The sequence below is a fragment of the Streptomyces sp. NPDC054770 genome, from assembly GCF_053611985.1.
The window spans coordinates 14,815-28,359 of the sequence record NZ_JBSHBL010000035.1; the positions used below are offsets into that span (position 1 = coordinate 14,815).

The following is a 13,545-nucleotide window of genomic DNA, read 5'->3' on the forward strand; positions in this document are numbered from 1 at the left end:
CACACAAGAGGTCGGATCGGTAGAATTCTGGCCATGGCGGAGCGGCCGGTCGCCTCGACGGCGCCCGAACTCGTCCTGGAGACCGACACGGGATCCACGGTGATGAGCCCGGGCCGCGACTACCACGTGGGGCGCGACCCGTTGAGCGACATCTTCATCGACGATGCCCGGGTCTCGTGGCACCACGCGGTGCTGCGGCCCGACGAAGGCCACTGGACGCTGGAGGACGAGCAGAGCACCAACGGCACCTACGCCGACGGCCGCCGCATCCGGGAGTGGGAGGTCGGACCGGGCACCGTGATCCGCTTCGGCAGCCCCGCCGACGGCCCGTCCGCCGTCCTGAGCGGCCGCCCGCCGCCCGCCCCGGACCGCCCCTCCGCCGTCTCGATGCCCAGCCGGACCGGCACCTTCCGGCAGCCTTCCTCGGTACGCCGGCTCCAGGCCCGCACGGTCCGCATCGGCCGCGCCGGCGACAACGAGGTCGTCGTCGACGACCTGATCGTCTCCCGCCACCACGCCGAACTGCGCGCCCACCCCGACGGCAGCTACGAGATCGTCGACCTCGACAGCCACAACGGCACCTACCTCAACGGCCGCGCCGTCACCCGCGCCCCGCTCGGCCCCCGGGACGTCGTCGGCATCGGCCACTCCGCGTTCTGCCTGGTCGACGGCCGGCTCCAGGAGTACGTCGACACCGGCGAGGTCTCCCTCGACGTCCAGGAACTCACCGTCGCCGTCGACCACGGCCGCAAGATCCTGCTGGACCACGTCTCCTTCCCGGTGGGCGAGAAGTCCCTGCTCGCCGTGGTCGGGCCGAGCGGCGCCGGCAAGTCCACGCTGCTCAACGCCCTCACCGGCCAGCGTCCCGCCGAGCACGGCACCGTCCTCTACGACGGCCGCGACCTCTACCGCGACTACGCCGAGCTGCGCCAGCGCATCGGACTGGTCCCGCAGGACGACATCCTGCACGTCCAGCTGACCGTGCGCAGCGCCCTCACCTACGCCGCCGAACTCCGCTTCCCCGAGGACACCGCCAAGGCCGAGCGCCGGCAGCGGGTCGACGAGGTCATCCGCGAACTGGGCCTGGAACAGCGCGCCGAGCAGCCCGTGCACAGCCTCTCCGGCGGCCAGCGCAAGCGGGTCAGCGTCGCCCTGGAGCTGCTGACGAAACCGTCCCTGCTCTTCCTGGACGAGCCGACCTCCGGACTCGACCCCGGGATGGACCGCTCGGTGATGAACATGCTGCGCGGCCTCGCCGACGACGGCCGTACCGTCATCGTCGTCACCCACAGCGTGCTGAGCCTCGATGTGTGCGACCGCCTCCTCGTCCTCGCACCGGGCGGCCGGACCGCCTACTTCGGGCCGCCCGGCGACGCCCTCGGCTTCTTCGGGTTCGACGAGTGGCCCGAGGCCTTCGAGGCGTTCGAGCGGGACACCGGCCGGGACTGGGCGGGGGAGTACCGCGCCTCGTCGTACCACCGGAAGTACATCGTGAACTCCAGCGCGCAGCCGATGGTGCCGCGCTCCGCGCCGGTGGCCGCGGCCCCGCCGCCCAGGCCGCGCAGCTGGGGCGCCCAGTTCTCGACGCTGGTGCGCCGCTATACGGCCGCGCTCGCCGCCGACCGCACCTTCCTCGCCATCATGATCGGGCTGCCGTTCGTGATGGGCGCCATGGCCCGGGCCGTCGCCGGGAACAAGCTCACCTTCGACACCGCGACCAACGCCCTGCTCACCCTGTGCGTGGGCGGGGTGCTGACCGGCGCGGCCAACGCCGTGCGCGAACTCGTCAAGGAACGGACCATCTACCAGCGCGAGAGAGCCGTCGGCCTGCCCAGATCGGCGTACGTGATGTCGAAGGTCGTCGTCCTCGGCGCCATCACCGTGCTCCAGGCGATCGTGCTCACCCAGGTCGGCCTGGCCGGCGTCGCCCTCAACGCGCCCGGCGGCGACGGGGTGCTGATGCCGCCCCTGCTGGAGATCACCGTCGCCGTGGCCGTGCTCTCCTTCACCGCGATGATGCTCGGCCTGCTGATCTCCGCGCTGGTCCGCAAGGAAGAAGTCACGATGCCGCTCCTTGTGCTGCTCACCGTCGTCCAGGTCGTCTTCTGCGGGACCCTGCTGAAGCTGAACGGCGTGCCCGGCCTCGAACAGGTGGCCTGGCTGGTGCCCTCGCGGTGGGCGCTCGGCGCCATGGCCGGCACCGTCGAACTGCACCGGATCGTGCCCGGCACGCTCACCGCCGACCCCTTCTTCCGGCACTCGGCAGGCGTCTGGCTGCGGAACATGCTCATGCTGGTGGTGCTGTCGGTCGCCTTCGGCTGCGTGCTGTCGCGGCTGCTGCGCCGGCACGAACCGGCCGTGATGCGGAAGTAGGCGACCGATGACGACGACGCCAGGATTCCGGCCCACCCATGTCGTCCCCGGCGACGGCATGCCCGCCTGGGAGGCCCCCGACCCGGGCCGGCCCACCGTGCCCCTGGACGCGCTGCTGCCGGTGCAGCTCGTGGCACGGCGCGGCGACTGGGCGCACATCAGCTGTGCCAACGGCTGGTCCGCCTGGGTCGACGGGCGTTACCTCGTCGCCGTACCCCAGGACCCGCCCGTCACCGGCGGCCCGCCCGCCGAAGCCGGCGACCCGCGCCCGCTCCTCGCGCACGCCGCCGAGGCGCTCACCGGCTACCGGGCCGCCGTCGAGGAACTGGCCGTCGGTGCCCTGGACGGCGAGTCGTTCCGCGGCCGCACGCACGGGCTGCGCATCGGCGTGGTGGTCGACGGGGAGTCCATGTGGCTGTACGACCCGGCGGAGGAGCGCTGGGTGTACGGCGACGGGCGGCGGCTGTCCACGTACGTCACCGACCGCACCGGACCGGGCGGCGACGGCCCCGGCCATGACCCGACCCGGGTGGTCACCCCCGACGGTGACCGCTGATGTCCGGCGCCGCCGGACTGCTCTCGGAACCGGTCGGCAAGGAGGTCGCCGGCTACCTGATCGAGGGCCGCCTCGGCCGCGGCGGCATGGCCGTCGTCTACCGCGCCCACGACCCGCGCCTGGACCGCACGGTCGCCTTGAAGCTGCTGGCCCCCGAACTCGCCCGCGACGACACCTTCCGGCAGCGCTTCAGCCACGAGTCCCGGGCGGCCGCCGCGATCGACCACCCGCACATCGTGCCGGTCTTCGAGGCCGGCGAGACCGACGGCGTCCTCTACATCGCCATGCGCTACGTCGACGGCCTCGACCTGCGCCACCTCCTCGACCGCGACGGCCCGTTGGCCTTTTCGGCGGCGGTACGGATCGCCGCCCAGGTGGCGTCCGCGCTGGACGCCGCCCACGACCACGGCCTGGTCCACCGGGACGTCAAGCCCGGCAACATCCTGGTCGCCCGGGGCACCGACAGCGACCACCCCGAGCACGTCTACCTCACCGACTTCGGCCTCACCAAGAAGTCGCTGTCCCTGACCGGCTTCACCTCCGTCGGCCAGTTCGTCGGCACCCTCGACTACGCGGCTCCGGAGCAGATCGCCGGCCGCCCGGTCGACGGCCGCTGCGACGAGTACGGTCTCGCCTGCGTCGTCCACGAGATCCTGACGGGCAGTCCGCCGTTCGTCCGCGAGGGCGACACGGCCGTGCTGTGGGCGCACCGCAACGACGAGCCGCCCGCCGTCACCGCCTCCCGTCCCGACCTCGACAGGGCCGTCGACCAGGTCTTCGCGAAGGCCCTCGCCAAGACCCCCGACGACCGCTACCCCACCTGCCTCGCCTTCGTCACCGCCCTGCGCACGGCCACCCGGCGAGACGAGCGGCCGGTTTCCCGACCGCCGCCCTGGGCGGGTCCGGTCTTCCGGCGCCCCTAGGACCGTCACGCCCCTGGGACCGGCAGAGCCTTCCGGCATGCCTCAGGTCGCCGAGGCCGTCACCTCGCCCCGCCGGTGCACCCGGCGGGCCAGCAGCGCGCCCAGGAACCCGGCGACCAGACCCCACAGCGCCCCCAGGCTCACCGCCGACCACAGCACGGGCTCCAGCAGCAGCTCGCCCGACAGATTGCCGCCCAGGTCGCCGATGCCGAGCAGGGAGAGGCCGTAGTGGGCGGAGATCCGGCCGGTCAGACACAGTGTCAGCATCGTCAGCGCGAGGGCGACCGCCAGATGCAGGGCGTGCTGCCAGGCTCGGATCCGGGCCGGGGAGCGGGCCGCCATCAGCAACGCGGCCACCAGCACCAGCACCGCCGCCACCCAGAGCAGCCACCACCAGCGGCCGTCGTGGGCGGTGACGGTGCGCAGGTTCAGCGTCGAGACGTCCGGCGTGCGCAGCACCTCGGCGAGCACCTTCGGCACCGGCAGCCCGAACGGGCCGTCGACCCTGCCCTTCCAGGTGGCGCCGAGCCCGAGCGTGAGGGCCAGCCAGGCGAGGTTGGGCAGGCCGAGCAGGACCACCGCGAGGGTCTGCCTGGCGTGCCCGCGGGTGACCATCGCGACCAGGGCGATCACCAGGGCCAGGCCGACATACGCCAGCACCAGCACGACCATCGCGTACGCCGCCGGCCGTACCGAGGCCTGGAAGCGCACAAGGCGCCCCGGCAGCGGCGCCCCGCGCGACACGAGGAGCGCCAGCAGCAGGACCCCCGCCAGCCACAGCAGTCCGAACCCGGCCGTCAGCGGTACATCCGTGGTGAAGCCCGCCTTCGGTGCCGCGTCGAGCGCGTCGGTGAGGTCACTGAGCACACCGCTGCCCACGTCCACCGCGAAGGTGTGCCGGGCACCGAAGGCCAGCCCGATCAGCGCGAGCAGCCACAGCACCGCGATCCGGGCCGCCCACCCGGCCAGCTCCCCGGCCCCCGCCACCGCCCGGTGCCGCAGCGGCCGCAGGAAACCCCCGGCGGCGACCAGCGACCCGACCAGCGTCACCGACAGCGGTACGACCGTCAGACCGGCGTTCGTCCGGGCCAGTTCGCCCGCGTCCCCCGACAGCTCGACGGCGCCGCCCACCGCGGTCACCACGGTCGCGAGGACCACCGGCAGGAAGGCGCCTTTCGGCAGGTCGGCCGCGCCCGCCGCCCACAGCCCCACCGCGGCCGTCACGAGCATGGCGAGCGACGCGGCCAGCACCACGGCCAAAGCCGGCAGCCAGCCGTGCCGGGCCACGGACCGGCCGGCCGGCGCGGTCACCGGCCGCTCGGAGGTGATGCGGGGGCAGGCGACGCGGGGGCGATTCGGGGACGCACGCTGTCACGCTAGGCAACACCCGGTCACCCCGCCCGCCGGGTGGTCCGTCCGCGTCGGCTTGCGGACGGTACCGGACCGGCGCACATTGGGCTCGACATGCCCCAAATGAGGCATTTTTCATGAATGCCGTTTACTGCACCGGGGAGATGAGCGCGTGAGCGTCGAACCGCCGTCGTCCGGCCGCCCCACAGGACCCCCCTCCGGCCCCCTGTCCGGGCCCTCCGGACCACCCTCCCAACCCCCCTCGCAGCCGCCCGGAGACGGCGGCGGCCAGGGCGGCGAGCCGCGCCGGCCATGGTGGAAGTCGGTGCCCCGGGTCGCGACGCTCACCACCGCCGTGGTGGTGGCCGCGGCCCTGGGCCTGGTCCTCACCCGTTCGGGCGACAGCTCCGGCAAACACGGCGAGGTCTTCCTCCAGGCCGCCAACAGCTCCGGCCAGGACCCGTTCACCGAGTCCACCGCCACGAAGAGCTCCGCCGTACCGGCGTCCGCGGCCCCGGCCGCATCGGCCGGGTCGGCCGCACCGGCGAGCGAGGTGCGCGGGGTCGACGGCGGGGCGCCCGGCCTCTACAGCGGCACCCGGGACAGCGCCAGCTGCGATGTCGAGCAGCAGGTCAGGTACTTCCAGGCCTCGCCCTCCCGCAACAAGGCGTTCGCCGCGCAGGTCGGCGTCCAGCCGTCCGGCGTCCCCGCCTATCTGCGCTCCCTCACCCCCGTACAGCTGCGCGCGGACACCCGGGTCACCACCCACGGCTACCGCGACGGCCGTACGACCACCTACCAGTCCGTCCTCCAGGCGGGCACCGCCGTCCTGGTCGACGGGCGCGGCGTGCCCCGGGTGCGGTGCGCCTGCGGCAACCCGCTGACCCCGCCGGTCGCGCAGCGGACCACCCCGAGGACCACCGGCACCGCCTGGCCCGCCTACCGGCCCTCGAACGTGGTCGTCGTCGCACCCGCCGCACAGATCATCAAGGTCTTCGTCGTCTACGACCACAAGCACCACGACTGGTTCGGCCGCCACCGGGGCGACCACACCGGGCACCACGACCGCCCGGCCCGGCCCCCGGCCAATCCCGACCCCATGAACCCGCCGGCCCACCACGGCTGTCCGCCCGCGTCCGGCAAGCCCGGGTCGCCCGGCACCACGCCGTGCCCGCCGGCCTCGTCCGGGCCGTCGACGTCACCCGGCCCGGGGAACGGCTCCAAGTCCCCGCAGTCGAAGCCGCCGTCCTCGAACTCCCCGTCCTCGCAGTCGCCGGGCTCGAAGCCGCCCGCGTCCTCGAAGCCGCCGTCCTCCGAACCGCCCTCGTCCACGTCGGAGTCACCGAAGACCGAGTCACCGAAGACCGAGTCGCCCAGGACCGAGTCGCCCAGGACCGAGTCGCCCGGGACCGGGTCGCCGAAGTCCGAGCCCCCGAAGAACGAGAACCAGTCCCCCCGCACCGAGTCCCCGAAGAACGAGTCGCCGGCGTCGCAGCCCCCGAAGTCGCAGGGGCCGGCCTCCGAACCCCCGTCCTCCGCGCAGCACCTGGCCCCGCCGTCCCCGGCGTCGCCAGGCCCCGAGTCCGCGGTGTCCTCCCCGGCCCCGGCGGCCCCGGCGACCTCGGCTCAGCAGGCACCGCCCAGTTCCGCGGCCCCCGGTCCGGTCACCCGTTCGGTGGAGACCTCCGCGCCTCCGCGACCCGAGGGCGGCCCCAGCTCGCCGGTACTGTGACCAGCGCGACCTGTTTTGTGCGCGTTCGGCGAACATTCCCTGGGACTGTCGGACCACACTCGGGGTACGAGCATGGATGCAACAGCGACCGGCCGGGCCGGCCTCCTGGAGAGACACGCATGACCGAACACCTGGGCGGGGCAGTGATACCGACTGGCTTCGACGTACCCGTGGAACCGCTGCGACGAGCGGCGCACTACACCGGCGAGCCCGGCTGCATCGCCGAGGCGCGGGACTTCGCGGCCCGCTTCCTGGAACAGCTCAGGACCGAGTGGTGTGCCGAGATCGACCCCCGGGCCGACGGCGAGCTGCTCCTCGTGGTGAGTGAACTGGTCACCAACGCGGACCGGCACAGCAACGGCCCGTACATCCTCGAACTGGAGGGAACGGACAGCGCGGTCCTGGTCTCCGTGTACGACAGCAGCGCCGCGCTGCCCCGGCGCTTCCCCAAGGACCCCGAGCGGGTCGGCCGGCACGGGCTGGAGATCGTCCATGCCGTGGCCGCGGAGGTGACCGCCGAACGGGTGCCGGTCGGCAAGCGGGTGCGTGCGCTGGTGCGCTTCGCCGGGTCGGTCACCGCGGGCGGATGAGTGACCGGTCACCGCGGCCGGGTGGGTGACCGCGGACGTCGCCGCCCCATGTGCCGGTGGCGCCGCCCCACGTGCCGGTGTGGAGCGGCGCCCGGGATCCCGCCGTCAGGCGCAGCCGAGTTCGCCCAGCATCCCCTGACGCAGTCGTGTGATGATCCGCTTGATCAGGCGGGACACATGCATCTGGGAGCAGCCGAGCCGCTCGCCGATCTCCGCCTGGGTGGCCTCCTCCACGAACCGCAGATGGATGATCTCCCGGTCCCGTTCGCTCAGCTCGGCCATGAGCGGGGCCAGCGACTGGAAGTCCTCGACGAGCCGCAGCCCGTCCTCCTCGACGCCGATGAAGTCGGCCAGCACCGCCTCGCCGTCCTCCGGGCCGTCCCCGGTCAGCGCGGCGTCCAGGGAGGAGGAGTTGTAGCCGTTGGAGGCCAGCTGACCCTCGACCACCTCGTCCTCGGACAGGTTCATGAGCGTGGCGAGCTCGGCGACGGTCGGGTCCCGGTCCAGGCGGCTGGAGAGCTCCTCGCGCGCCTTGGCCAGCTCCACGCGCAGCTCCTGGAGCCGGCGCGGTACGTGCACCGCCCAGGTGGTGTCACGGAAGAACCGCTTGATCTCGCCCACGATGTACGGCAGCGCGAAGGAGGTGAACTCGACCTCGCGCGACAGCTCGAACCGGTCGATGGCCTTGATCAGGCCGATCATCCCGGTCTGGACGATGTCCTCCATGTCGTCGCCCCGGTTGCGGAACCGTCCGGCCGCGAACCGGACCAGCGACATGTTCATCTCGATGAGCGTGTTGCGGGCGTACTGGTACTCGGGCGTGCCCTCCTCCAGCTCGCCGAGCCGCTGGAAGAACTGGCGGGACAGCTGACGTGCGTCGCGCGGGGCGACGGCCCTCGGGTCCTCGATTCCTGGGAGTGCCCCCTCCGGCGTCCACGCTTCGACGGGGTGAGCGGTGTTCGCTGCTTCCGACCGGATCCCGGCGGTGTCCATTTTTCCCTCTCCCAGGTCACTCATGGTTCGGCGGTGCCTCTTCGGCCGGTGTCGTCCCGGCCCTGTCCAGGTCTCGCCCTGGCCCGGGTACCCGGAACCGGACGACTCATGCGTGCCTCGAAGCTCGGGTACCCGGGGTGACGCGACGCATGCACCCCGTTCCCGGAGGTGGCGGGAAACAGCCGCTGACGGTCCGTGGGTGCGAGGGCTACGCTCCGACGCGCACCGCCGTGATCAGCTCGTGCCAGTACCGCTTGGTGACGACACCGCCGTACCCGGAGTCGATCAGCTCACGGATGCTCGCGAGCAGCCCGTTGCGGGCGGCCTCCGGGAGTGCGCGGTGGTTGGAGTAGGTGAGCAGCACGTCGAGGTACTGGTCGGTGGTGTACGTGATCTCCTGGCCGTGGCCGCGCGCGGAGACGTCGGTGAAGTGCGGGGAGCCCGTGAACTCCGTCGTGTCGGTGGCCAGGTCGGACTCGCGGGTCAGGCGCAGCCCCGGCGGGGTGGCCGGATCCCACCGTTCGTAGCACTCCTGGACCTCGGCGAAGAAGTCCTCGGTGCCGCCCGCCACATGGTGGGTGGAGACGATGCCGAGCAGGCCGCCGGGGCGCAGCGCCCGGGCCGTCTTCGGCAGCCGGACCGCCGGGTCCAGCCAGTGGAAGGCGGTCGCGCAGACCACCGCGTCGAACGGCTCCGGCGGCAGCTCCCACTGCTCGAAGGCCGCCACCACCACGTCCACCTCGGAAAACGCCGCCAGTTGCCGACGGGCCACGGCGGCCAGGTTCGGGCCGATCTCCACGGCGGTGACCGAACAGCCGGACCGGGCCAGGTCGACGGTGAGCTTGCCGGTGCCCGGGGCGATCTCCAGGACCCGGCTGCCCGGCCCGGCCCCCGTGACCCGGACCAGCTCCTCGGTCAGCGAGGCGGGGTAGCGCGGCCGGGCCCGCTCGTACCGCTCGGCGTCCTCGTCGAAGATGTCCCGCAGCTTCGGCTCTCTCACCCTGAATTCCAGTGCGTCCATGCAGGGCAGAATGCCGCCGCCCCTCCCGCGGGGCCAGCGCTTTTCGCCGGCCCCGGCCGCCCGGCGACGGCTCAGCCCCCGTCCTTCTCCCGCAGCTGCCGGAAGAACGCCCTCACGTCGCCGACCAGCAGATCCGGCTCCTCCATCGCCGGGAAGTGCCCGCCCCGGTCGAATTCCGTCCAGCGGACGATGTTCTCCGTGCGGTCCGCCTTGTGCCGCAGCGGCCGCTGGGGTTCGGCCGGGAACAGGGCGAGGGCGGTCGGTGCCGTCGAAGGCTCGGCGGGCGCGGCGGCGCGGGCGCCGGTGGCGTGCGCCCGCTCGTAGTAGATCCGTGCCGAGGAGGCGGCCGTGCCGGTGAGCCAGTAGAGCATCACATTGGTCAGCAGCCGGTCCCGGTCCACCGCCTCCTCCGGCAGCTCCGCGGAGTCCGTCCACTCCCGGAACTTCTCGACGATCCACGCGAGCTGCCCCACCGGCGAGTCCGTGAGCGCGTATCCGGGCGTGTGCGGGCGGGTGCTCTGCAGGATCGCGTACCCGGTGCTCTCCTTGGACCAGGCGGCCCAACGGCGCCAGGAGTCCACGGTGTTGACCTGCTCCTCGGCGTCCAGTGCCGCCAGCTCCGCGGCCGTGGGCTCGGTGGCCTGCTGGGCGCCCGGCAGCAGATTGAGGTGCACGCCGATCACCTGGCCCGGATGGGCACGGCCCAGCTCCCGGGAGATCGCCGCGCCCCAGTCACCGCCCTGCGCACCGAACCGCTCGTAGCCCAGCCGGCGCATCAGCTCGGCCCACGCGTCCGCGACCCGCCCCGCCTCCCAGCCGGGCTCCGTCGTCGGACCGGAGAAACCGAACCCCGGGATGCTCGGCAGCACCACATGGAAGGCGTCGGCCGGGTCCCCGCCGTACGCCGCCGGATCCGTGAGCGGCCCGACCACGTCCAGGAACTCCACGATCGAGCCCGGCCAGCCATGGGTGACGACCAGCGGGGTGGCGTCCGGCTCGGGGGAGCGGATGTGGGCGAAGTGCACGTTCGTGCCGTCGACCGTGGTGGTGAACTGCGGCCACGCGTTGAGCTCCGCCTCGGCCGCGCGCCAGTCGTACTCGTGCCGCCAGTACCGGGTCAGCTCCCGCAGGTACGGCGTGGGCACGCCGTATGCCCAATCGGCGCCGGGCAGCTCGGCCGGCCAGCGGGTGCGGTCGAGGCGGGTGTGGAGGTCTTCGAGGTCGCTCTGGGGGACGGAGATACGGAAGGGGGTGATGTCCGGCGACGAAGAGGTCATGTTGGTGATGCTAGGTGCGGTTGCCCGTCATCCGTTGTCTGCGGCTCGGTGGGGGCTGGTCGCGCCCACGCGGCGGAGCCGCATATGCAGCACAGCCCCGCGCCCCTAAGGGGCGCGCTTGGCGATGAGTTTCTTGATGAGCACCGGTCGGTACACATGACCGCGTTCCCCGCTCCCAGGAGGTGTCCATGACCACCGACGGATTCACCACGTGTCTCTGGTTCGACGGCCAGGCCGAGGAGGCCGCCCACTACTACGTGTCGATCTTCAAGAACTCCAGCATCGGGAAGGTCGGCCGGTACAACGAGGCCGGACCGGGGGAGGCGGGTTCCGTGCTGGCCGTCGACTTCACGGCCAACGGGCAGAAGTTCGTCGCCATCAACGGCGGCCCGCAGTTCAAGTTCACCGAGGCGATCTCCTTCCAGATCTACTGCGACGGCCAGGAGGAGGTCGACCACTACTGGGCCAAGCTCACCGAGAACGGCGGCGAGCCGGGGCCGTGCGGCTGGCTCAAGGACAGGTACGGCGTGTCCTGGCAGGTCATCCCCGACGGGCTGATCGACATGATCGGCGACGCCGACCCCGAGAAGGCCGCCCGCACCACCCGGGCCATGTACGCGATGGGCAAGCTCGACATCGCCGCGCTGCGGAAGGCCCACGCGGGCGAGTGACCCGCACGCCGACGAGGGGCGGTGCACCCGGACCCGGGCACCGCCCCTCGCACGCGCGCTGCCGGCTCAGACCCGGTCGGCCACGATCAGCAGGTACTGGAAGCTGCCGTTCTTGTAGGCGGTGAGGAACGCGTCCTCGATCCCCGTCACCAGGTGGTCGGCCTGCTTGCGCAGTTCCCAGTACGGGATCGTCGCCGCGGTCAGGTCCTCCACATGCACCGGCACCAGCCGGTTGGCGGCCATCGCCCGGAAGTACTCCGACCTCGGGTGGATGTCGCAGATGTAGTGCGCGTTGATCAGGGACACCTCGCGGGAGGCCTGCCCGTAGGTGTTGTTGTAGCAGCCGGTGATCGTCACATAGCGGCCGCCGCGGCGCAGCAGCCGGGCGTGCTCGGCGAACAGCAGCTCCAGCTCGACGTACATCGTGGACTCGTTGTTCCACGACGCCGCGTACGCGCCCGTCTCGAAGCCGGTGTCCAGCATGTTCCGGTGGTGGTAGCGGACCTTGTCGCCGACCTCCCGCTTGCGGGCCATCTCGTTGGCGAAGTCGGCCTGCTTGGCGGAGATGGTCACCCCGTCGGAGTGGCAGCCGTAGCGCAGGTTCGCCACGATGCTGCCGCCGCCGCGGCCGCAGCCCGCGTCGAAGACCCGGTCGGCCGGTGTGAGGGCGCCGAGGTGGGAGGCGAGCAGTTCGGCCTGGGCGTGCTCCAGGCGGTGCAGCTCACTGGTGACGCGCTCCTTGCGCAGCGCGGGGTCGGGCTCGTCGAGCACCGACCAGTCGGCCTCTCCGATGCCGTAGTGGTGGTGGTAGAGGTCGTCGATCTTTCCGAGTTCGAGGTTGACCGGGTTCTCCTCGGCGTTCCAGTACTCCGCGACGCTGTTCTGGTACCTGGACTGGGTCGGCACCGGGGCTGACGTGGTGGTCTTCCGAGCGACAGGGGCGGTCGTCAACAGTTGCTCCTCGAAGTGTTTCTGACGGTGTTTCGGATTGGCTCGGTGGCTACCAGTAGTCGGGCAGGTGGTAGCGGTTGGTGTTGGTGGCGTGCCACTCGTGGTTGCCGGCGACCCAGGCGGCCAGCCCTTCGGCGTAGCGCGCGATCAGCGGCGAGGCGGCGGCCAGGGCGGCCGACTCCTCCTCGAAGGCGTCCATGATCCGGTTGTGGATGCCGACCGACTTCAGATAGGCCGCCTTCAGCCCGCACCGGTCGTTGGCGGCCACCACCTGGGGCAGGTTCAGGTGGTCCGGGTCGCTGGCCAGCTCCTTGGTGAAGGAGTACAGGTCGTTGACGATCGTGGTGGCGTTGCAGGCCAGGGCGGTGATCCGCTGGATCTCCGGGCGGGCGTAGAGCTGTTCGGGCAGTTCGTAGCCGTCCACCGCGTCGACGATCGACAGACACGGCCGGAAGTTGTTGAACTGCCGCATCACCAGGTACTCCCAGACCCGCGGCACATACCCGGTCTCCATCCACGCGGCCTCGCCGAGATAGCCCATGTGCAGCCGGGCCATGTCGTGCACGAACCGGGCCGTCTGGCTGGGCGTGGCGAAGGCGGCGTAGTCCGCGAGGGCGTGCTGGTACGAGCGCAGCGGGCCGTCGGCCTGGATCCCCTCGCGCCACTCCTCCTCCAGCTCCGGGATGCCGTGGTAGGGGTCTAGCGCCGACTGGGCGATGATCAGCGGGCCGCCGAGACCCCGCCGGGATCCGCCCCGCCCCTCGTCCTCCTCGCAGTAGCAGGAGTCCACGATGTTCTCGGCGAGCAGCAGCTTGCCGGCGGCGGTGAGCCGGTCCAGGTCGAGGCCGCCCGGATGCTGGAGGGCGACGGCCCGGCCGAACTGGAAGCCGGAGAAGTCCCCCTTCCAGGCCGCGGGGAACAGGTCCAGCTCGCGGGCCCAGGCCTCAAGACGGCGGTCGAGCTCGGCGGCCTTCTCCGGGTCGGCGGGCACGGCCGGCCGGAAGTGCAGTCCGGGGACCGCCCCGGTGCGTTTCGTCGGGCGCATCCGCTGCGCGATGTTCGGCGGTCCCGGCAGGGCGTAGGAGGAGGTGGTTGTGCTCATGGATGT

11 protein-coding genes and 1 pseudogene are annotated in these 13,545 nt (G+C 72.2%); 6 read left to right on the plus strand and 6 right to left on the minus strand.

What is annotated here, in order from left to right; translation table 11 throughout:
* The first annotated feature begins 33 nt into the window (after positions 1 to 33).
* From ACWGKQ_RS27515 to ACWGKQ_RS27525, 3 genes are read left to right on the plus strand one after another with little or no spacing between them, the layout of a single operon-like run.
* Positions 34 to 2,373 carry an FHA domain-containing protein gene (locus ACWGKQ_RS27515; protein WP_453294640.1) on the plus strand — a complete coding sequence of 780 codons (2,340 nt, stop codon included), beginning with the start codon at positions 34 to 36 and terminating at the stop codon, positions 2,371 to 2,373.
* A gap of 7 nt (positions 2,374 to 2,380) precedes the next feature.
* Positions 2,381 to 2,929, plus strand: coding sequence for a hypothetical protein (locus ACWGKQ_RS27520; protein WP_453294641.1), 549 nt, complete (start codon positions 2,381 to 2,383; stop codon positions 2,927 to 2,929).
* Positions 2,929 to 3,852, plus strand: a complete 924-nt coding sequence (locus ACWGKQ_RS27525; RefSeq protein WP_453294642.1) for a serine/threonine-protein kinase — start codon at positions 2,929 to 2,931, stop codon at positions 3,850 to 3,852. Before ACWGKQ_RS27520 ends, ACWGKQ_RS27525 begins: the two co-directional genes overlap by 1 nt.
* A 42-nt stretch (positions 3,853 to 3,894) precedes the next feature.
* Here the strand turns inward: ACWGKQ_RS27525 and ACWGKQ_RS27530 are convergent, their stop codons facing one another.
* Positions 3,895 to 5,163: a streptophobe family protein gene (locus ACWGKQ_RS27530; protein WP_453294643.1), complete on the minus strand. Its 1,269-nt coding sequence runs from the start codon at positions 5,161 to 5,163 to the stop codon at positions 3,895 to 3,897.
* 211 nt (positions 5,164 to 5,374) lie between these two features.
* Here ACWGKQ_RS27530 and ACWGKQ_RS27535 point away from each other — a divergent pair.
* Positions 5,375 to 6,634, plus strand: a pseudogene (locus ACWGKQ_RS27535) (DUF6777 domain-containing protein); the annotation flags it as partial.
* 419 nt (positions 6,635 to 7,053) lie between these two features.
* On the plus strand, positions 7,054 to 7,524 hold the full coding sequence (locus ACWGKQ_RS27540; protein ID WP_453294644.1) for an ATP-binding protein: 471 nt from the start codon (positions 7,054 to 7,056) through the stop codon (positions 7,522 to 7,524).
* Between the two features lie 105 nt (positions 7,525 to 7,629).
* Here the strand turns inward: ACWGKQ_RS27540 and ACWGKQ_RS27545 are convergent, their stop codons facing one another.
* From ACWGKQ_RS27545 to ACWGKQ_RS27555, 3 genes are all read right to left on the minus strand, one after another.
* Positions 7,630 to 8,517 (minus strand): RNA polymerase sigma factor SigF, encoded by an 888-nt coding sequence (locus ACWGKQ_RS27545; RefSeq protein ID WP_453294713.1) that lies wholly within the window; start codon positions 8,515 to 8,517, stop codon positions 7,630 to 7,632.
* Positions 8,518 to 8,725: 208 nt separating this feature from the next.
* A complete protein-coding gene (locus ACWGKQ_RS27550; protein WP_453294645.1) occupies positions 8,726 to 9,538 on the minus strand; it encodes a class I SAM-dependent methyltransferase in 813 nt (270 codons plus the stop codon).
* A gap of 71 nt (positions 9,539 to 9,609) precedes the next feature.
* The gene (locus ACWGKQ_RS27555; protein ID WP_453294646.1) at positions 9,610 to 10,815 is read right to left on the minus strand and encodes an epoxide hydrolase family protein; all 1,206 of its coding nucleotides are present in this window, start codon (positions 10,813 to 10,815) and stop codon (positions 9,610 to 9,612) included.
* 188 nt (positions 10,816 to 11,003) lie between these two features.
* On the opposite strand from ACWGKQ_RS27555, the gene ACWGKQ_RS27560 reads away from it, so the two are divergent.
* Positions 11,004 to 11,486 carry a VOC family protein gene (locus ACWGKQ_RS27560; protein ID WP_453294647.1) on the plus strand — a complete coding sequence of 161 codons (483 nt, stop codon included), beginning with the start codon at positions 11,004 to 11,006 and terminating at the stop codon, positions 11,484 to 11,486.
* A 66-nt stretch (positions 11,487 to 11,552) separates the two neighbouring features.
* On the opposite strand, the gene ACWGKQ_RS27565 is transcribed toward ACWGKQ_RS27560, so the two are convergent.
* Together ACWGKQ_RS27565 and ACWGKQ_RS27570 are read right to left on the minus strand one after the other, a co-directional pair.
* Entirely contained in the window at positions 11,553 to 12,437 is an 885-nt protein-coding gene (locus tag ACWGKQ_RS27565) for a geranyl diphosphate 2-C-methyltransferase (protein ID WP_453294648.1), read from the minus strand.
* Between the two features lie 49 nt (positions 12,438 to 12,486).
* Positions 12,487 to 13,539: a family 2 encapsulin nanocompartment cargo protein terpene cyclase gene (locus ACWGKQ_RS27570; RefSeq protein WP_453294649.1), complete on the minus strand. Its 1,053-nt coding sequence runs from the start codon at positions 13,537 to 13,539 to the stop codon at positions 12,487 to 12,489.
* Between the last annotated feature and the right edge of the window lie 6 nt (positions 13,540 to 13,545).